The 19761-nt window shown below is 43.9% G+C and carries 16 protein-coding genes; 8 read left to right on the top strand and 8 right to left on the bottom strand.

Features of this window, described 5'->3' with window-relative positions:
* The first annotated feature begins 416 nt into the window (after positions 1-416).
* The gene (locus ACO1R6_RS06455) at positions 417-710 is read left to right on the top strand and encodes a hypothetical protein (RefSeq protein WP_486263198.1); all 294 of its coding nucleotides are present in this window, start codon (positions 417-419) and stop codon (positions 708-710) included.
* A 209-nt stretch (positions 711-919) separates the two neighbouring features.
* Here the strand turns inward: ACO1R6_RS06455 and ACO1R6_RS06450 are convergent, their stop codons facing one another.
* The gene (locus ACO1R6_RS06450) at positions 920-1522 is read right to left on the bottom strand and encodes a DUF4142 domain-containing protein (RefSeq protein WP_486263196.1); all 603 of its coding nucleotides are present in this window, start codon (positions 1520-1522) and stop codon (positions 920-922) included.
* A gap of 146 nt (positions 1523-1668) precedes the next feature.
* Positions 1669-2448: an enoyl-CoA hydratase/isomerase family protein gene (locus tag ACO1R6_RS06445; protein WP_486263194.1), complete on the bottom strand. Its 780-nt coding sequence runs from the start codon at positions 2446-2448 to the stop codon at positions 1669-1671.
* 116 nt (positions 2449-2564) lie between these two features.
* Between ACO1R6_RS06445 and ACO1R6_RS06440 the strand changes: the two genes are divergently transcribed.
* On the top strand, positions 2565-4007 hold the full coding sequence (locus tag ACO1R6_RS06440) for a DUF6056 family protein (RefSeq protein ID WP_486263192.1): 1443 nt from the start codon (positions 2565-2567) through the stop codon (positions 4005-4007).
* 46 nt (positions 4008-4053) lie between these two features.
* Here the strand turns inward: ACO1R6_RS06440 and asnS are convergent, their stop codons facing one another.
* On the bottom strand, positions 4054-5442 hold the full coding sequence (asnS, locus tag ACO1R6_RS06435) for an asparagine--tRNA ligase (protein WP_486263190.1): 1389 nt from the start codon (positions 5440-5442) through the stop codon (positions 4054-4056).
* A gap of 274 nt (positions 5443-5716) precedes the next feature.
* On the opposite strand from asnS, the gene rpoN reads away from it, so the two are divergent.
* A complete protein-coding gene (rpoN, locus tag ACO1R6_RS06430) occupies positions 5717-7234 on the top strand; it encodes an RNA polymerase factor sigma-54 (protein ID WP_486263189.1) in 1518 nt (505 codons plus the stop codon).
* Between the two features lie 175 nt (positions 7235-7409).
* A complete protein-coding gene (locus tag ACO1R6_RS06425) occupies positions 7410-8030 on the top strand; it encodes a hypothetical protein (RefSeq protein ID WP_486263187.1) in 621 nt (206 codons plus the stop codon).
* 62 nt (positions 8031-8092) lie between these two features.
* Here ACO1R6_RS06425 and ACO1R6_RS06420 read toward each other — a convergent pair whose 3' ends face one another.
* The 4 genes from ACO1R6_RS06420 to ACO1R6_RS06405 form a co-directional block, all read right to left on the bottom strand.
* Positions 8093-8602, bottom strand: a complete 510-nt coding sequence (locus ACO1R6_RS06420) for a hypothetical protein (RefSeq protein ID WP_486263186.1) — start codon at positions 8600-8602, stop codon at positions 8093-8095.
* Positions 8602-9987, bottom strand: coding sequence for an FAD-dependent oxidoreductase (locus tag ACO1R6_RS06415; protein WP_486263184.1), 1386 nt, complete (start codon positions 9985-9987; stop codon positions 8602-8604). The genes ACO1R6_RS06420 and ACO1R6_RS06415 overlap by 1 nt, the downstream gene beginning before the upstream one ends.
* 488 nt (positions 9988-10475) lie before the next feature.
* Entirely contained in the window at positions 10476-11690 is a 1215-nt protein-coding gene (locus ACO1R6_RS06410; RefSeq protein ID WP_486263182.1) for a family 1 glycosylhydrolase, read from the bottom strand.
* 338 nt (positions 11691-12028) lie between these two features.
* Positions 12029-12625 carry an alpha-ketoglutarate-dependent dioxygenase AlkB family protein gene (locus tag ACO1R6_RS06405; RefSeq protein ID WP_486263181.1) on the bottom strand — a complete coding sequence of 199 codons (597 nt, stop codon included), beginning with the start codon at positions 12623-12625 and terminating at the stop codon, positions 12029-12031.
* 61 nt (positions 12626-12686) lie between these two features.
* Here ACO1R6_RS06405 and ACO1R6_RS06400 point away from each other — a divergent pair, with 61 nt between their 5' ends.
* Positions 12687-13184 carry a methylated-DNA--[protein]-cysteine S-methyltransferase gene (locus tag ACO1R6_RS06400; RefSeq protein WP_486263179.1) on the top strand — a complete coding sequence of 166 codons (498 nt, stop codon included), beginning with the start codon at positions 12687-12689 and terminating at the stop codon, positions 13182-13184.
* Between the two features lie 136 nt (positions 13185-13320).
* Complete coding sequence (locus ACO1R6_RS06395) at positions 13321-15063, top strand: ABC transporter ATP-binding protein (RefSeq protein ID WP_486263178.1); 1743 nt, start codon at positions 13321-13323, stop codon at positions 15061-15063.
* A gap of 123 nt (positions 15064-15186) precedes the next feature.
* On the opposite strand, the gene kynU is transcribed toward ACO1R6_RS06395, so the two are convergent.
* Positions 15187-16458 (bottom strand): kynureninase, encoded by a 1272-nt coding sequence (kynU, locus tag ACO1R6_RS06390; protein ID WP_486263176.1) that lies wholly within the window; start codon positions 16456-16458, stop codon positions 15187-15189.
* 571 nt (positions 16459-17029) lie between these two features.
* Here kynU and ACO1R6_RS06385 point away from each other — a divergent pair.
* Positions 17030-19168, top strand: coding sequence for a nitrite reductase (locus tag ACO1R6_RS06385; RefSeq protein WP_486263175.1), 2139 nt, complete (start codon positions 17030-17032; stop codon positions 19166-19168).
* Positions 19169-19187: 19 nt separating this feature from the next.
* Complete coding sequence (locus tag ACO1R6_RS06380) at positions 19188-19751, top strand: NADPH-dependent FMN reductase (RefSeq protein ID WP_486263174.1); 564 nt, start codon at positions 19188-19190, stop codon at positions 19749-19751.
* The last annotated feature ends 10 nt before the right edge of the window (positions 19752-19761 follow it).

Genomic DNA, 19761 nt, shown 5'->3' with positions numbered 1-19761 from the left:
GAGAAAAGGAGAGCATGAACCCAGTTAATACCACTAAGATTATTACGGATTGTGGGAAAGAATTTGAGTTAAATCATTTAGAACCTATTAAAACCGGTAGTCTTAATTCAAATAAAAATTATACGTACACTATTTACAAGGCTCCAACCCAGGAGTATATTCAGAAGAAAAGTTTTTACAATCCTTCTATGAATCATACCTCTATTAATTACGAGTTGATACCAGAAACAGTAATTAAAAACTTTGTTTAATATTTTTTCAAAGCTTTGTTTTATATTTAAATACTAAGATATTAAGCCGCGTAAAGCGGCTTTTTTATTCCTGATTCTTAGGCAATTCCAAAATAATTAACAAAAAGAGCCAACTGGTATTAAATTTGCCGCGTTTAAGCTATATCATTCCTCTGAGGTGTTGTTATGACGGATAAAAAGAATTTAAATCTGATTACCACAGAATGTGGCAAACAGTATGTCATAGATTATTTAGATCAGGTGGCTTTGGGCATTATAGATTCGGCCGATTATACCCGTAACTCCTTATTTATTCCGCCTACTTACTCGCTGTACAAAACAGTAGCCGAAGAGTATTTATTAGAAATCACCCGTTTTAATACGGCTTCGCATTTACTCGAAACCAGCTATAAATTAATTTCCGAGAAAGAGGCCGTTCCATTCCTCGAAAATGGCACCCTTAATGTGTTGCTACATTAAAACTTATTTAATTATTTGCCTGAATACCGGAACTTACTTAAACCAGTACGCTCCGGTAAGCCTGCTTGTGTAAAAATATTACGTGCTCTTTGGGTTGGTACCAGTATGGATTTTAATAACCATAAAAATTAAGAGCCGGTTTAGCTAAGCTAAACCGGCTCTTAATTTTTAACCCCGAGGTAAACCATCAAGGGCAACCGCCTGATTATTTAATCTACTTTATCTTTAAGGGTTTTGGCCATATCCAGGTGCATTTGCAGGTGTGGCAAATGTTTTGCCGCAAATGCTTTTAACTCCGGATCAGCTTCGTTTTTTGAGGCTGTTTCGAACAAGGTAACGGCTTGCCGGTGCGCTAAAACCTGGGCCTCCATATATTCCTCATCAAACTTGTCTGCTTTTTCGGTACTTAAAGCGGCTATCATGCTCTGGTGCATGGGTACCGGAGTCGCTGGCAGCATAATATTTTTGCTTCCCGCAATCGATTTTAGCTCCTCGCTGGTTTTGGTATGGTCAGTAATCATTTGCTGGGCAAACTGTTTTACTTCGGCGTTGGTTGCTTTTTGTTGGGCATCTTTGCTGCTCAATAATTCAAACATATCGCTGCTGGCGGCCATAACCGCAAAACTAGTGGTATCGAGTGACTGGGTAGTAGTGGCCCCGGTTGCCATATCAGAGGCCGCTGTGGCGGCACTATCGCCCGCTACACTTTCGGTATTAGACGAAGTAGCACCCGTATCGGTATTGCTGGAACTACAACTTACACCCCACATGAGAGCAGAAGCCATAATAACACTCATTTTAATTTTCTTCATAGCTTTATTCTTTAAATAATCACTTTTTAAGTTCACAACCTTGCTATACGAACAGTTTAAACAGAGGTTTGTTTAAAAGCCCTGCAAGGCACCTCGAAACGAATTACTTAACTTTAAATAAAACCACTTCTCTCTAAATGAATTAGTTATTTACCAGTAAAATTTGGTTTTCTTTTTTCCCGGAAAGCTGTTACGCCTTCTCGGAAATCTTCTGTTTCTCCGGCTATTTCCTGGAGAGAAGCTTCGAACGCAAGCATTTGCTCTAAAGTAGAAGAAAAAGATTTTTGGAGCATTTTTTTGATTAAACCTATGGCTTTGGTGGGCGCCGCCGCGTAACGCAGGGCTAGTTCTTGTACAGTAGCGGCTAAATTTTCGGGTGGCACTACCTGGTTTACCAAACCTAAGTTTAAAGCTTCCTGGGCCGTTACTTTGGTGCCTAACGTACACAATTCAAAGGCTTTTAAGGCCCCCACCAGCCGGGGCAGAAAAAACGACGAACCCGAATCGGGCACCAACCCAATATTAATAAAAGCTTCGGAAAGATCGGCATTAGAAGCCGCAACAATAAAATCGCAAACCAGGGCCAATGAACAGCCCGCCCCGGCCGCCACCCCGTTAAGGGCACCAATAATGGGGATAGGCAAATCCCGCATGGCCTTTATTAGCGGATTATAACGGGTATGCAAAGCATCGGACAAGGAGCGTTGGCCCAGTTCTGCCACCTCATTTAAATCTTGCCCCGCACAAAAAGCTTTTCCCGCACCCGTTAATACCACCACCCGTACCTGTGCATCTTGGGCTATTTGCTCAAAGGCGTTCTGCAATTCAAAGATAAGTTGGGTATTAAGAGCATTGTAAACTTCCGGCCGGTTTAGGGTAAGGGTAGCAATTCCGTTGTTTATTTCGTAGAGCAGGTGTTTGTACATAACTTTTGGATTTATAAGTTAACCCAGAATTTGAACTAAAACTAATTAAAAATGCAAATCATGGAAGTGAATTTAAATCAATATTTTTACCAAATAGTTTTGGCCTAACTCTCAATATGTCTTTCTTTATCAGGAAACACTTTTCTAAAAATACAGCGGAAAAATGGATTCTTTTTTTATTAGTTGCCGCTATTATTCCTTTTATACTTCTTGCCGCTTTTTGTCATCCATCAGTCGATGATTTCTGGCTTACCAACATGGTTTTGGAGGATAGCGCATGGTCGGCATTTTGGAAAATACGAGAAAGCTGGAGTGGCCGCTACACTTCTATCTTCTTAGGAACATTAAATCCATTGGTTTACCATTCGCTAGTGGGCTACAGAATACTTTCACTAGTTATTTTCATGTTAACCATTGCTGGCACCTACTACTTAGTTAGTTCCTTATTTCCAGCCACAACAGTTCGGCAAAAATTGCTCTTAACACTAATGTTAATAACATTATTTTTAGGTTTTATGCCGGTAGTGGCCCAAGTATTTTACTGGATGTCGGGTGCATTAAATTACCAGACCGGCTGCATTGCATTTTTATTTTTTTGTGGATTACTCTTACAACAGGCCTCAGCTAACAATAAATCTAAATTTAAATATTTCGCAACTTTGCTATTAGCTTTTTTTATTGTGGGCAGCAATGAAACTGTTATGGCTTTTATGTTTTATTTATCTGTATTGTTGTTTGGTTTATATGTATGGCAAAAGCGGCAGGTAAATTTTCAGTTAGCTGGCTTACTATTAACGGTTTGCGTTGGTTGCTACTTGGTAATAGGGGCTCCAGGCAATGCGGTGCGGTCTGCAGAATATCCCGACCAGGGCCAAATATTTTATTCAGCTATGTATGCTACGGCAATTGTGGCGAATAATTCCTTAAACTGGTTTACCTTAACCCCTATTTTATTATTGACCATTTTATTCATTCCGTTTTGTTGCCGACAACCGCCTTTATTTCCATCTCATAACCTTTTACACCCTGTAATATATTGGCTGATATTTTTAGGTGGCCTTGTTACATGTTACTTTGTTTCATACTACAGCAAAGCCGACCATGCCCCCCCTCGGGTTCAAGACACCATTTACTTAATATTTATTCTGGGCTGGTTTTTTAATATTTATTATACCACCGCCTTTCTGACCAATAAAGGCTTATTTATTCCGGCCTTGCCTTATTACGCAAAGGCCTTTATAGGAATAATTTGTTTACTCTGGCTTTTCCACAATAAGCAATCTAATATTCGTACAGCTTACAGCGACTTACTGTCGGGGCGGGCAGCCCGTTATGATAAGGAAATGGATGAGCGTTATACTTACTTAAAAAAAAGTTCCTGCCAAAGCTGTCCTATAAAGCCAGTGCAGAATATTCCCAAAACCATCTTTTTCGAAGAAGTGGACGATGATACCACTGGTTGGCGAAATTTATATACCGCTCAATATTTTGGGAAGCGCGTATTATTGGTCGAGAAAAATCAGGCAAGCAATAAAGCTGACAGTTCTGCTATTAAATAAAAAAGCAGCATAAAAATTATGCTGCCTTCTTGTTAATCTTTTATTTCTAAAACTCAGCGTTTTTGGGGAAACGCGGAAAAGGAATTACATCCCGGATGTTGCCCATGCCGGTTACAAATAATATTAACCGCTCAAAGCCTAAGCCAAAGCCGGAGTGCGGTGCCGTACCAAACTTACGCAACTCCAGGTACCACCACAGTTCTTCTTCGTGAATGCCTAGTTCCTGCACACGCTGGTACAACTTCTCGTAACTTTCTTCCCGTTGCGAGCCACCAATAATTTCGCCGATACCCGGAAACAGCACATCCATGGCGCGTACGGTTTTGCCATCGTCGTTCTGTTTCATGTAAAACGACTTGATGTGCTTGGGATAGTTAACCAGAATAACCGGCTTTTTAAAATGTTTCTCTACTAAATAACGTTCGTGTTCACTTTGTAAATCGGTGCCCCACTCTACCGGAAATTCAAATTTCTGCTTCGCGGTTTTTAATATTTCCACGGCATCAGTGTAGTTGAGGCGCTCAAAGCTGTTTTGTACCACAAAGTTTAACCGGTTGAGCAGTTCTTTGTCGTACATGTCGTTCAGGAACTGCAAATCGTCTTTGCAGTTATTCAGGGCATACATCACCAAAAACTTCAGGAAATCCTCGGCCAGGTCCATGTTGTCTTCCAGCTCGTAAAAAGCCATTTCGGGCTCTATCATCCAGAACTCGGCCAGGTGGCGCGTAGTATTGGAGTTTTCGGCCCGGAAAGTAGGGCCAAAGGTATAAACTTCACCCAGCGCCATAGCCGCTACTTCGCCTTCCAACTGCCCCGATACGGTTAAGTTAGTCGATTTACCAAAAAAATCTTCTTTATAATCTACTTCGCCGGTCTCGGTGGTAGGCGGGTTAAGCGGGTCTAAAGTGGTAACCCGGAACATTTGCCCGGCGCCTTCGGCATCGGAACCGGTAATAATGGGCGTATGCACGTAGTAAAAACCACGGTCGTTAAAAAATTTATGCACCGCAAAGGCCATGGCGTGCCGGATGCGCAGCACCGCTCCAAAAGTATTTGTACGGGGACGCAGGTGAGCTATTTCGCGCAAAAACTCTAAAGAGTGGCCTTTTTTCTGCAAAGGGTATTTTTCCGGATCGGCGGTACCCAACACTTCCAGGGTTTTTACTTGTATTTCTACAGTTTGGCCTTTGCCTTGCGAAGCTACTAACGTGCCGGTAGCCGAAATGCAAGCGCCGGTAGTTACCTCGCGCAGGCTTTCTTCGTTAAACTTTTCGGCATCGGCTACTAACTGAATATTATTTATAGTAGACCCATCGTTGAGGGCAATAAAACTGACAAACTTATTACCTCTTTTGGTACGAACCCAACCTTTTACAGATACTTCCTGGTCTAAATTCGTAGCCGCTAACAATGCTGCAACTTTGCTTCGTTTCATATGTAAAGTAATTAGCGATTAGTTTTTTGAAATATTAAAAACTAACCGCTGTAAAGTTAAATATAAGGCCTTAATTAAATGAAAAGTAATAATCAGAAAGAAAGCAACTAGGTAGTTATAGTTATAAAAGCAATAACTAATTACGAACAACTAATAACTAACAACTTTTCTAACGGCACAAAGTAACGATATTTTAACCTTTTTTGGTAAACAGGAGTAAAAATATCCTAAATTTGAATATCAAATTCGTGCATACCGCCGGTATGTAAACCTTATGCAGCGACTAGATTTAAAGCAACTGTTATCCCAAAAACTGTCTCCTCAACAGATTCAGTTCATCAAGCTGTTGCAAATACCCACCGCCGAACTGGATATGCGGATTAAAGAGGAGATGGAGGTAAACCCGGCTTTGGAAGAAGGGCCGGACGATGAATTTGAGCGAACCGAAGACAACGAAGATTCTGGCGATGATTTTGATGCCGATGATAGCCTGGACGAGGATTTTGACAATAACCGCGGCGACGATGATACCGGCAGTTTGGAAGAAGATTACCGCCAGGACAAAGACGAAATTGACTTAGCCGATTATATTCACGACGACGAAATTGCGGGCTATAAAATGCAGGGCGATGGCCCCGGCGAAGAAGAAGACCGCGATATGCCGCTGGCCGGCACCTCTACCCTGACGGATGCCCTGCTGGATCAGCTTAACTTCCTGAACCTGGACGAGCAGCAACACGCCATTGGCGAACAACTGATTGGCAGCATAGATAACGATGGCTACATCCGGCGCGATTTAAGTGCTATTGCCAACGATTTGGCTTTTTCGCAAAACATAGAAGTAAGCCTCGACGAAATTGAAGTGGTGCTGCGCGAAATTCAGGCTTTTGATCCGCCGGGTATTGCCGCGCGCGATTTACAGGAGTGTTTGCTGTTGCAACTGGAGCGCCGCGAACCCGACCACGCCACCGAAATAGCCGAGCAAATTATTCAGGATTGTTTCGATGAGTTTACGAAAAAACATTATTCTAAAATTCAGTCGCGGTTAGATATTGAGGACGAAGAATTAAAAGAAGCCCTGAATATAATATTAAAGCTAAATCCTAAACCGGGTGGCACATCGGCTGGTTTGGTAAAAGCCCAATATATTGTACCGGATTTTATTATAACCAACGACAACGGCCAGTTAAGCATTACGCTTAATGCCCGCAACGCCCCCGATTTGCGCGTAAGCCGCTCGTATTCCGAAATGTTTGATGCCTACGACAAGGGCGCTAAAAAAGATAAAAAATTAAAAGAAGCCGTAACGTTTGTAAAGCAAAAGCTGGATGCGGCCAAATGGTTTATAGATGCCATCAAACAACGGCAAAATACCTTGCTGCGCACCATGGAAGCTATTGTCCGTTTTCAACACGATTTTTTCCTGGACGGCGACGAAACCAAGTTGCGGCCCATGATTCTGAAAGATATTGCCCAGGAAATTGACATGGATATTTCTACGGTATCCAGGGTGGCTAACAGCAAATGGGTACAAACCGAGTTTGGCGTTTATCCGCTTAAATATTTCTTTTCCGAAGGTATTGCTACCGACTCGGGCGAAGATGCCAGCAGCCGTGAGGTAAAACAAATCCTGAAAGATATTATTGATAAGGAAAACAAAAAGAAACCTCTCTCGGATGATAAACTGGAAAAAATGCTGAACGAGAAAGGCTATAATATTGCCCGCCGCACCGTAGCTAAATACCGCGAACAATTAAATATACCGGTAGCCCGGCTGCGCAAAGAATTATAATTATTAATTAGAAATTATGAATTAATTAAAGTTTAATATCTTTGAATTGTAATTCCTAAATACCTATTTGCACCGGTTAAAAAACTGCACCAATTTGCACCAGCTAGCTCTAATTACTTCCTCCACCAATTACAATTCATAATTTATAATTTGTAATTCATAATTTCCTTAAACCGTGAACCGCACACTGGCGCTGGCCTTATCTGTATTGTTTCATCCGCTTTTAATGCCAACTTTTCTGTTTATAGTTGTGCTGTATTTTTTGCCGGAGTCTACGGTTACTTTTCCGCCGGAAAGCCGCTGGCTAATTATATCTATTATATTTTTTACTACTTTTATTATACCGGGCTTAGGCACTTATTTTATGTACCGGTACGGTTTTATCAGCAGTTTGCACGTATCTGACCGGCCCGAAAGAACCTTACCTTTTTTCTTTACTACGGTTTGTTTTGCGGTTACCAGTTACCTTTTTTACCAGGAGCAAATATTCGACCGGTTGCTGTTTTATATAATGTTCCTGACTACTTTATCGGTTTTTGCGACTTTCCTGATTTCTTTCCGTTACAAAATAAGTGCTCACAGTGTAGGCTTAGGCGGCGCTTTAAGTATTTTACTACTACTGCACGCTTACCTGCCCGAAAGTCCGTTACGTTATTTTATTGTAGGTACCGTTTTAGTTACCGGGTCGGTTATGTCGGCGCGGCTGGCCTTAGATGCGCATACGCCCGCCGAAGTGTACAGCGGCTTTGCCGTTGGTTTTCTGGTTGGTTGGGGTTTGTGGCTGCTGGTACCGTAAAGCGGCCGGCTCTGCACCATATACTTTTAATTACCCCGCTCCAGGTTTTAATATTTAAACCGCTAGAATAAATTAGAAACGTTTAGAACGGTCATACAGGTAAAAAACAGGGCTAGTGCATTTAAAGCTAAAAACAGGTAAGTAATGTTTTCGCTGGAAAATTTTAACCGCAATGAAAGCAAGGACAAAAGCAACAAAATCAGCGGAAAAAATATACCAGATAAATACCGCGTATAATAAGTATGCCATTCCTGTTTGCCTTTTAAGCTGTAGGTGTTTACAATTTTAAGCAGGTACGATACTTCCAGCCTTACGGTGTCTCCTACATTAGAATCAGAAAGAAACTCATCGGAAATCGGAAAACGATATTTATCGGTAACTATATTATAAGTAGTTGAGGCACTTCCCCTGGCTTTCACCGAGTTAACTTCATATTCCTTAATAACATTCTGGCTTATGGAACCCGGCAATAAATAATCCAGAAAAAGTACCCAGGAACAAACCAAGGCCAAAACAGCCGCAAATTTATTTAAAGCCCTTAGCGGGGCGGCGGCAGTTTTGGTGGCGTCCATCAGAAGGTAAGTTTCACCTTATTTTCGGAGGCAGTCTCGCTTAATACCTGCTCCCGGATGAGTTGCTGTACTTCGGATTTCTCAAAATCCGCTTCGGTTTGGATGTGCGGCATTAGTTGCGCCATTATCTGGTCCTGGCGGTCGCCGGCCGCTTTGGCCTCGGCGTAAGACATATCGCTAAACGTAACCATAGAATACAGCGGAATCCAGCGGTCGGGATACAAGGCATTGATTTTACTTTCTATTTTCTTTTGCAATAAAAACCGCGGATCGCCTACTTTATCGCGCATTTCCAGAAAATTGTAAATCGCCAAATCGGCCATGGCATCGGTATCGGGCTTACGTAACTTCTGAAACTTATCAAAAATAGTATGCCAATCGCCGGTGTGCTCGTTCAGTAATTCGTTAAACACGGTGCAATCTTCAAAACCGGCGTTCATGCCCTGTCCGTAAAAAGGCACAATGCCGTGCGAGGCATCGCCCAACAATAAAACCTGATCCTGGAATGCCCACGGAAAACAACGGATAGTTACCAAATCGCCAACCGGATTTTTAAAGAACTCTTCTACCAGATTAGGCATCAGAGACACGGCATCGGGGAACTGCTTTTTAAAAAAACGCTTTACATCGTTTTCGTTTCTAAGGTTAGCAAACGATTCGTGGCCTTCGTAGGGGTAAAACAAAGTACAGGTAAAACTCCCGTTTAAATTGGGTAAGGCAATCATCATAAAATTACCGCGCGGCCAAATGTGCAGGGCTTCTTTCTCCAGCATCCACCGGCCAAAAGGGCCCGGGGCAATGGTTAACTCTTTATAGCCGTAGTTTAGGTAGCTTTGCGAATAATCAAAGCGTTCGGTTTTCTGCATAGAATAACGCACCATCGAGTACGCCCCGTCTACGCCAAATAAACGGTCGGCTTGTATTACCGATTCTTCACCGGTGCTGGTATCGCGCAAATGTACCTCGTTGGTTTTCAGGTCAACGCTTTGGCACTGTTTGCTAAAATGCAGGTTAATATTGTGTTCGGCTTCTACTAAATCGAGCAAGGCAATATTTAAACCGCCCCTGGATACCGAATAAATGGCTTGTCCTTCTTTGCCGTAAGGCTGAAAACTTAACTTACCCTGCAAATCATGAATCATACGGCCGTACATGGGTATGGCTACTTTCCGGATATCATCGCCAATGCCAATGCCGTTCAAGGCTTTCCAGCCGCGGTCGCTGAGGGCTAAGTTTATAGAACGGCCGTATTCTTTGTAAGCTTTCCGGAGGTCGGGCTTGCGCTCGTATAAATCTACCTTATAACCTTTTTTACCCAGGTATAAACTCATCAGGCAGCCAACCAAACCGCCTCCCATTACCGTTATATGTTCTCTTTTTGACATCCCTTTCGTATGAGCCGGTGCTTTTATTACTAGTAAGTTTTGTTACTGGTAAAGGTATACATTTAAAATATAGAAGAAAGCTGCTAAAAATGGATAAATAAAAATACCCGACCTTTTAAATCGGGTATTTTGAATTTTATGTTTTAAAATATTTCATCTTTCAAGGCTGAGTTGCTAACGGATATTAGAAGCCTAAGTTGGCTCAAGGCCGCGGACCCCGTTTGGTCATTCGGGCGGCCCATCTTCCCTTTGCTCGTACCTTGCAATGCTGCGCACCGGAAATCTGGAAGGCCCTCATCGCCCAAACTGATGTAGTTTACCTGTAGCTTCCGCTTTTCTACTTCTTACCTTATAACAAGTACCTGGATAATAAACACCTAGCAAATATTCAATATTAAGCAAAGCTTTTCCACTAGTATCCGGCAGTAAAAAAGCGTTAGCCAGCCTCCCCTTCTATTTTAGGAGGGGTTGGGGTGGTAAATTGCCGCTTATAAATAATGGTTAAAGTGCAGGCCATAGCTTTCTTCCTGCAGCACGCCTTTCCATTGCTTAATAATTTTTTTGTACTCCTGCCCTACGGCCCTAATTTTGCGGTCCATGTCGTATAAGCCCAGGGCGTTTACATTACCGGCATCGTTGCGCAGCGCCGAGTCCCAGTCGACCTGGTCGATGAGGCTGTACCAGGTAAAACCAACCAGCGGAATACCATCGCGTTTCAGGCGTTTGGCATTGGCCCACTCTTTGCGCAACCAGGCCACGGAGTTGGGTTCTATCATGTTGGTTTCGGTGTGCATTACCGGCAAACGGTAGCGACGATAATATTGATTCGTAATTACATAGTAACCAAATATTTCGCCGGAGGCGCTGGTAGTACCGTTGGGGTGTACCATGTGCTCGTTGGTATAATAATAATCGTTACCCATAATACAGTGGGCTTTTACCTGGTTTTCGCGGAACCACTGGTACTCCTCCCGGGTCATGCCGTTGTCTTGCAGGTATAAAAACATTTCGGCCGAGATAGGATAGCCGTAAGTTAAATCGAGCGATAAAAACCGTTTTTGGTTTAAGAAATGCGCCAGTTTAGAGCAACTTGGGTCTTCGGCATGAAAATATTCCGACGATTCGCTCTGAATAAAGATAGCATCGGGCTGCACGCTCATAATCGCCGACATGGCTAGTACATTGGCTTTACACAAGTGCTTCAGGGCAGTAACGTAAGCCCGGTCGCTGGCTAAACATTCGTTCCACCACCCGTACTGGGCCGAAAACATGGCTGTAATAAATATTTCGTTAATAGGCGTGTAAAATTGCAAATACGGGTACCGGCGGGCAAAAGCCAAAGCGTACTCGGCAAAATATGCCGGAAAATCAGGGTTCTGGAAGTTACCTAACCAGTTGGGCAGCCCAAAATGGCATAAATCTACTATCGGATTAATACCCATTTCGCGCATGGCGTTAAAGGTTTCGTCGGTAAAATCCCAATTGTAGCGGCCGGGGCCTTCAAAAGTAGAGTAAAAAGGCGGCCCGTAGCGCAGGAACTCAATGCCCATTTCTTTTACCAGGTTAAAATCTTCCTGCCAACGGGCATAATGGCCGGCTTTTTCCATTTCATCTACCCGCTTTACAGTACCATCCGGCAGAATAATATTAGGATAACTATTCTCGATGCCCGTGGCAAACATGAATTGACTAATTTGTTTCATAGAGAAAACTTTAAGTAAATAGCCGACGGCTTTTATTTGCAAAAGCACCGGCTGTTTTAATATTAGTTTAAAGCAATTCTGGTTTTTAATTAAGGTATGCTACAAAAGCAGCGGCTGGTTTTGTTCTTTATGTTATTAAACCTAAACCCGCGGTTGCTTTGTTTAAACGAAAAGCTGTTTTTATTTTGGATTTAAAACTGCACATACGTTAGTAAGTTTTAAACGGGTTACAAATAACTAAAATTAGTAGTGGGGCAAAGCCACAACTATGTATATTACAATTGAACCCCTGTATTCGGGAAAATGACAGAATAAGTTTAGGGATGTTGCCGAAAGCCTTATTTTACAGCCCGAAAAGTTAAATTTAGCCGGGGCTGGTTTAGTTTAGCGGCTTTGGGTACCTGGTGCTGCCAATTGTGCTGGGTAGTACCTTGCATTAAGAGCAAACTGCCATGCTCCAGCCAAACCGAGTGTTTGGGTATAGTCCTATCGTGCTTATGCCGGAAATCGAAACGACGTCTTTGCCCCAGCGAAACCGAAGCAATAACCGGATTATGACCTAGTTCGGGTTCATCGTCGCTGTGCCAGCCCATACTGTCCTGGCCCTGGCGGTAATAATTTAGTAGCACACTGTTAAACGATTGGCCTGTCGCCGTTTCTACAGCTTCTTTTAACTTTTGTAAAATCGGCAGCCAGGGCAAAGGTTCATTTACAATACCCGAATAAAGGTACGCTTTACCGGGGTCGCCGTACCAGGCAGTCAGGCGAGGCAACAAAAGTTCTTTACCAAACATCTTGATTTTATCTTGCCGCCAGGGCACTTCTTCGAGCAGTTGCGCGAGTAAAATATTTGCCTGAACCGCGTCTAAAAAGGTTGGCCAAAAATATACTTCGGCATCGGGCAGGGCTAAAAGAACTTGCTTTTCCGGGAGCATCGTGTTTTATTTTTCGTTCAGTTGTTTATCTTTCCGCTTTGTTAAACTAAACCGGTTAGTTATGGATACGCTATTTCGAGCACATTACCTTTCTCCTATCGGCACCATTGAAGTAATGGCCACGCCCACGGCTATAGTATCGGTATTGTTTACAGAAGAAGAACCAACGCCTGCTTCTCCGGATTTACCAGTTTGCCTGCAGGATTGTTTGCAGCAACTAGCCGAGTATTTTGCCGGCGAACGCAAGATATTCGACTTACCCCTTGCGTCTATGGGAACTACTTTTCAGGAGCAGGTTTGGCACCAACTGAGTAAAATAGATTACGGTAAAACTTTATCTTATTACGATTTATCGGTACAATTAGGTAATTTAAGTGCCATCCGGGCGGTAGGTAGCGCCAACGGCAAAAATAAATTATTACTTATCCGACCTTGCCACCGGGTTATTGGCTCCGATGGGCAGCCGGTGGGATACGCGGGCGGTTTGTGGCGCAAAAAATGGCTACTGGCCCACGAACGTAAAATTAACGGCACGCACCAATTAACGTTGTTTGGGTAATATTTATTAGCGCTACTTATGGGCAGTACCGTTTAATATTTATTTAAACCATCATCTTAAAAATAAAGGCCGCTCTATTAATTTATACCAATCTAAAATTCGTGCGTAAGTAGTAGACTTTACAGATAAAGCTCTCATGCGCATACTCTGGAACTACCTGACACCTCACCGGGGATTAGTTATTTTATCGTTGCTGCTGGCCGGTATTAGCCAGGTGCTGGCCTTGCTCGACCCGGTTATCTTTGGCAAAATCATCGACAATTACGCTACCCCACCTTATACTTTGTCGCCGGACGAGCGGGTAAAAGGTGCCCTCTGGCTAATGGGGCTGGCGGTAATTATTGCCTTGCTGTCGCGTTTGGCTAAAGCTTTTCAGGAATACCTGACCAACCTGGTGGTGCAGAAATTTGGGGTTCAGATTTTTAACGATGGCCTGAAACAAACCCTGCGCCTATCTTACCAGGAATACGCTAACCAGAACAGCGGCGAAACCCTTTCTATATTGCAGCGCGTACGCCGCGATACCGAGCGGTTTATCACGGCTTTTATTAATATTTTGTTTTCGTCGGTGGTGGGCGTAGGTTTTTTGGTGTGGTACGCCATAACCAAGCATTGGGCGCTGGTACCAATATTTGTAATTGGCATTCTGGTTTTAGGCGGACTTACCAGTTTGCTTAGTGCCAAAATTAAAACCATGCAACGCTCTATTAACCGGGCCACAAATAAAATGTCGGGGTTTATTACCGAATCTTTACGCAATATTGAACTGGTAAAAAGCCTGGGTCTTACGTTTCAGGAAATAAGGCGGCTGCGAACCCAAACCGAACAAATATTTGGTTTAGAAATGGAAAAAGTCAAGCGGGTGCGCACGTTATCTTTTTTACAGGGCACCGCGCTTAATCTCTTAAAACAATCTATTTTATTTACGCTGCTCTGGCTTATCTTCCGGGATGTGCTTACCACCGGCGAACTGATTTCGATGCAATTTATATCGGTAAGTATTTTTGGGCCGCTGCAGGATTTGGGCACCATTATTCTGGCGTACCGCGAGGCCGAAGCCGCTTTGAGTAACTTTAACGAGCTGCTGCAAAAACCCATTGAGAAACGCCCCGAATCAGCCATTGATATTGGTCCATTACATCAGTTACGCTTCGAAAAGGTGGTATTCCGGCACAAAGATGCTAACCAGAATGCCCTCGATGGCATTTCTTTTGAAGCCAACACCGGCGATACCATTGCTTTTGTCGGGCCTTCGGGCTCCGGTAAATCTACGTTGGTAAAGTTGCTGGTAGGTTTGTATGTGCCGGTCAGCGGCGAGGTGCTGTACAATAATTATTCAGCTAAAACCATCTGGCTAAACGCAGCCCGCCGGCAATTAGGCTTTGTAACCCAGGAAACCAATTTATTTTCGGGCACTATTAAAGAAAATTTGCAATTGGTTAAGCCCGATGCTACCGATGAAGAAATAATGGCAGCCCTGGTAAAAGCCTCCTGTACCAATTTATTGGCCCGCTCCGAGCAAGGCATCTACACCCAAATTGGGGAAGGCGGACTTAAAATGTCGGGCGGCGAAAAACAGCGCTTATCTATTGCCCGCGCCTTAATCCGGAACCCGCGCCTGCTCATTTTCGACGAAGCCACTTCGGCCCTTGATTCCCTGACCGAAGAAGAAATTACGGCTACTGTCCGGGAAATATCGGCGCAGCGCGAGCAAATAACCGTACTAATTGCCCACCGCCTTTCTACCATTATGCACGCCGATATTATTTATGTTCTGGAAAAAGGCAAGATAGTAGAACAAGGCAACCACGAGGAATTACTGGTGCAAAAGGGCCTTTATTTTGCCATGTGGCGCCAGCAGATAGGGGAACGCAAATAAATCGGGAGTTTATACCGCAGTAGCGTAAATGCAAAGGCCTTTTTCTGTTTCATATCTACCAGTTACAACGGCACTTAAATTGGCCATAGCTGATATAAAAATAAGCTAAGTGCTAATCTTTTCTTAGGTAATCAAGCTATTTCTTAAAATCTCACCAAACCGGTAAACATCTGTAAAAGTATTGTACAGCGGTGTAGGCGCCACCCGGATAACGTTGGGCTCGCGCCAGTCCAGAATAACGCCGGCCTGGGTGAGTTTTTCGAATACCTGGCGGCCGTTGCGGTGCACCAGTAACGATAACTGACAGCCACGCCAGGCGGGGTCAGAAGGGGTAATTATTTCGAGCACATCTTCCGAAACCCCGATTTCCTGGATTAAATATGCTAAATAGCCGGTTAGCTGTATGCTTTTCTGGCGCAGGGCCGGCATGGTGGCTTCATCAAAAATTTCCAGAGATGCTTTGTGGATGGCCATCGGGAAAATAGACGCATTGCTCAACTGCCAGCCGGCCGCGCCCGGCATGGGTTTAAAGCCTTTTTGCATCTGGAAACGTTCTTCTTTGTTATGGCCCCACCAGCCGCCAAACCGCGGAATACCCGGCGAGTTGCCGTGCCGCTCGTGCACAAACGTACCCGAAACGCCGCCCGGTCCCGAATTCATGTATTTATAGGTGCACCACACGGCAAAATCTACGTCCCAATCGTGGAGGTTAAGTAAAATATTGCCGGCCGCGTGGGCTAAATCAAAACCAACCTGAGCACCAACTTCGTGGCCAGCGCAGGTAATGGTTGCCATATCAAAAACCTGACCGGTGTAATAATTAATACCACCCATTAAAATTAAAGCCAAATCCTGGGCATTGTTTTTAATGGTTTCCAGAATATCTTCGGTGCGGAGGGAGTGTTCGCCGGCGCGGGGCGTTAACTCAATAATGGCTTCGGCGGGATCCAGGCCGTGGTAGCGCACCTGGGTTTCCAGGGCATATTGGTCCGAAGGGAAAGCGCCGGCTTCCGTAATAATTTTGTAACGGAAAGGCGTAGGCCGGTAAAACGAGACCAGCATCAGGTGTAAATTGGTGGTCAGGTTATTCATAACCACTACTTCGTTGGCTTGGGCACCTACTACCCGGGCTTCGGCATCCTGCAGGTATTCGTGGTAATGCAGCCAGGGGTGCTTACCGTGGAAATGCCCTTCTACCCCCAGATTTTGCCAATCCAGAAATTCCTGTTCGGCGGCCGCACGAGCCGTTTTGGGCTGCAAACCCAACGAGTTGCCACACAAGTAAATAGAATCCCTTCCGTTTACCGGAGGTATAAAAAACTTATCGCGAAAATAACTTAAAACGTCTTGCTGATCGGCAGTTTGGGCAAAAGCCCGGGTATTTTGGTAATCCATAAGCTGGTATTAGAATGATAAAGTAGCGGAAAAAATGGCACCTTTTAAAATATTATACCGGTATATTTTAAAAGGTATTTTTACTTGTAGCTGCTTTTAGGCCGCTTGGTTGCATTTAATATTAAATATTCTGTAAAGAATCTTACAAAAGCTTAAACTTTTTTAGCCTGAAGAGCGGAATATTCGTATATGCCTGTTATCTTTACGCAAATTCTAAATAAAACATGGCTTTATTCTCTTTCTCTTACGTAACAGCTACTAACAACTGTATGGCATGTTGTATGTGTTGTATGGCGCTTGCGTGAGGAAAGGTTGTATTTTTATACAGTTAATAAGAACTTGAAAGAGTCTTTCCTCATGTAACAGGAAAGACTTTTTTGTTTATATAAATCTATTAAAAATTAAGAATGCTGAAAATTAAAAACCAAGTTGCGATGTGTTGTTGCTGCTGTAACCCAGCCGAAAGGTTTGTTTTTGCTTTTTAGTTTTCTAAAGCATTTTAAAACAAAGCCTTTCTGCACCTTCAGAAAGGCTTTATAATTAAATACGTAATTAATAAAAGAAGATAACAATGCTTAGTTTTCGTTCCGAATTAGAAAATCCAATTGTTCAGAAAGAAATTCTGGATCTGGATAAAAAAATACGCTTGTTCCGGGGAGGCCAGATTCCCGAAGAAAAATTCCGGAGTTTGCGCTTAACCCGCGGTGTGTACGGGCAGCGCCAGCCGGGCGTACAGATGGTGCGCATTAAGCTGCCGTTTGGCCGGGTTACCGTAAAACAATTGCTCCGGATTGCCGATGTGTCGGATGAATATGCTTCTAAAAACCTGCACCTTACCACCCGCCAAGACATCCAGATTCACTTTGTGAGCCTGGACCGCACCCCCGAACTATGGGATAAACTGGCCCACGACGATATTACGCTGCGTGAAGCTTGCGGTAATACCGTGCGGAACGTTACGGCTTCGCCCAACGCCGGTATAGACCCGAACGAACCGTTTGATGTGTCGCCGTACGCGTACGAAACTTTCCGGTACTTCTTGCGCAACCCAATTTGCCAGGACATGGGCCGCAAATTTAAAATTGCTTTTTCTTCGAGCGATGCTGATACCGCTTTCTCTTATATTCATGATATTGGTCTAATCCCTAAAATTCAGATCCAGGACGGGGCTGAGGTACGTGGCTTTAAGGTGAAAGTAGGTGGTGGCTTGGGTGCTCAGCCAATGCTGGCCCATACGGCGGCCGATTTTTTACCTGAAGACCAGCTTATTCCGTTTATTGAGTCGGTAATCCGGGTATTCGATCGCCACGGCGAGCGCGTAAGCCGCAACAAGGCCCGCATGAAATACCTGATTCAAAAAATTGGGTTCGATGCTTTTATGGAATTGGTTAACCAGGAGCGCGTGGCCAACAAATCCAAGTCGTACGTAATCGACCGCAACAGTGTACCGCAGGCCGAGCCAGCTCCCGTTAAAGAAGTGCCGGCCGTAGAAATCCAGAACGAGGCACACTACCAGGAGTGGTATAAAACCAACGTAATCGAGCAAAAACAAACTGGTTTTTATTCGGTTTGGGTACGCGTACTAAAAGGCGATATCAGTACCGAGAAAGCCCGCATTCTGGCCCAACTTGTTTCTGACTTTGCCGCCGACGATATCCGGATTACGCCCAACCAAGGTTTATTATTTAAATATATTCGTCAGGAAGCTTTGCCGTACGTGTTCCACGTGCTCAACAGCTTAGGCTTTGCCTTACCGGGCTTCGACAGCACCACCGATATTACTACCTGCCCCGGCACCGATACCTGTAATTTAGGTATTACCAACAGCATGGACTTAGCGGCCGTTCTGGAAAAAATGATGCTGGATGAGTTTCCGGATTTGATTTACAACAACGATATCAAAATAAAAATTAGCGGCTGTATGAACTCCTGCGGGCAGCACGGTCTGGCCCAGATTGGTTTTCACGGCAGCTCTATTAAACACGGTCCTAACGTTATTCCGGCTTTACAGGTAATGCTGGGGGGTGGCACCGTAGGCAACGGCGATGGCCGCGTAGCCGAACGGGTAGTAAAAGTACCCACCAAAAAAGGACCGGATATTCTGCGCACCTTATTCAACGACTTTGAAGCGAATAAACTCGAAGACGAATTATTTAATGCCTACTACGACCGCCAGGGCAAAAACTATTTCTACCAATTGCTTAAGCCTTTGGCCGATTTAACCAAACTGCAGCCCGGCGATTTTGTAGACTGGGGCCACGTAGAAGAATTTGCTACGGCCATTGGCGTAGGCGAATGTGCCGGCGTAATGATTGACCTGGTAGCCACCTTGTTGTTTGAGTCGGAAGAAAAAGCCGAATGGGCTGCGGAAGCGTTAAAACAAGAAACCTATGCCGACGCTATATACCACAGTTACAGCGTTTTTGTGAGCACCGCCAAAGCTTTATTATTGGCCAAAGGCCTGAGTGCAAATACCCAAATTGGTATTATTAACGATTTTGATACGCACTTTGTACAAGATGGCACCTTTACGTTTACGCCCGATTTCCGGACGCACGTGATGCAAATAAACCAAAACGAACCATCGGCTGATTTTGCGGCCACTTACCTGGCCGAAGCTTTTAGCTTCCTGGAAGCCGCTTCTGCTTATCGCGGCGCTGAATTAAAACGGCCGGAAGTTTTAGCCGAAGTATTAAAAGTAAATGCCTAAGTAATTTTCAGCCTTACCAATGGCAGAAAAACGATTTAAAATACTAGCCATCTCAGGGAGTACCAGGAGTAATTCAGTTAATGAATTACTCCTGCATTTTATCGCCACCCAATACCAGCAACATCTGGATATTCAGTCTTATACAGAATTAGCCCAACTACCCCATTTTAACCTGGATCTGGAAAACGAAAGATTGCCGACGTTGGTCACAACTCTGCGGGAGCAAATTGCTGCTGCCGATGGTGTAATTATCTGCACACCAGAGTATGTATTTAGCTTACCGGGTGCTTTGAAAAATGCCTTAGAATGGACCGTATCTACCACTGTATTCTCCGATAAACCGGTAGCCTTAATTGTAGCTTCTGCTTTAGGTGAAAAAGCTTACGAATCCCTGAATTTAATTATGAAAACCTTGGGGGCTCAAGTGGGGGAACATGCCAAACTTTTGATTTCAGGGGCTAAGGGCAAATTAAATGCGCATGGCGAAATAACCGATGAAAATACCAGACTGGCTATTCAGAGGCTAGTAGCATCTTTTCTACAAACGATTACACCGCAAGTTGCTGTGGAGCATATTATTTAAATTTTTTATT

This window comes from Adhaeribacter sp. (assembly GCF_057359045.1).
The sequence above is the reverse complement of the archived record's forward strand: the minus strand, read 5'-3'. Positions and strand labels throughout refer to the sequence as shown.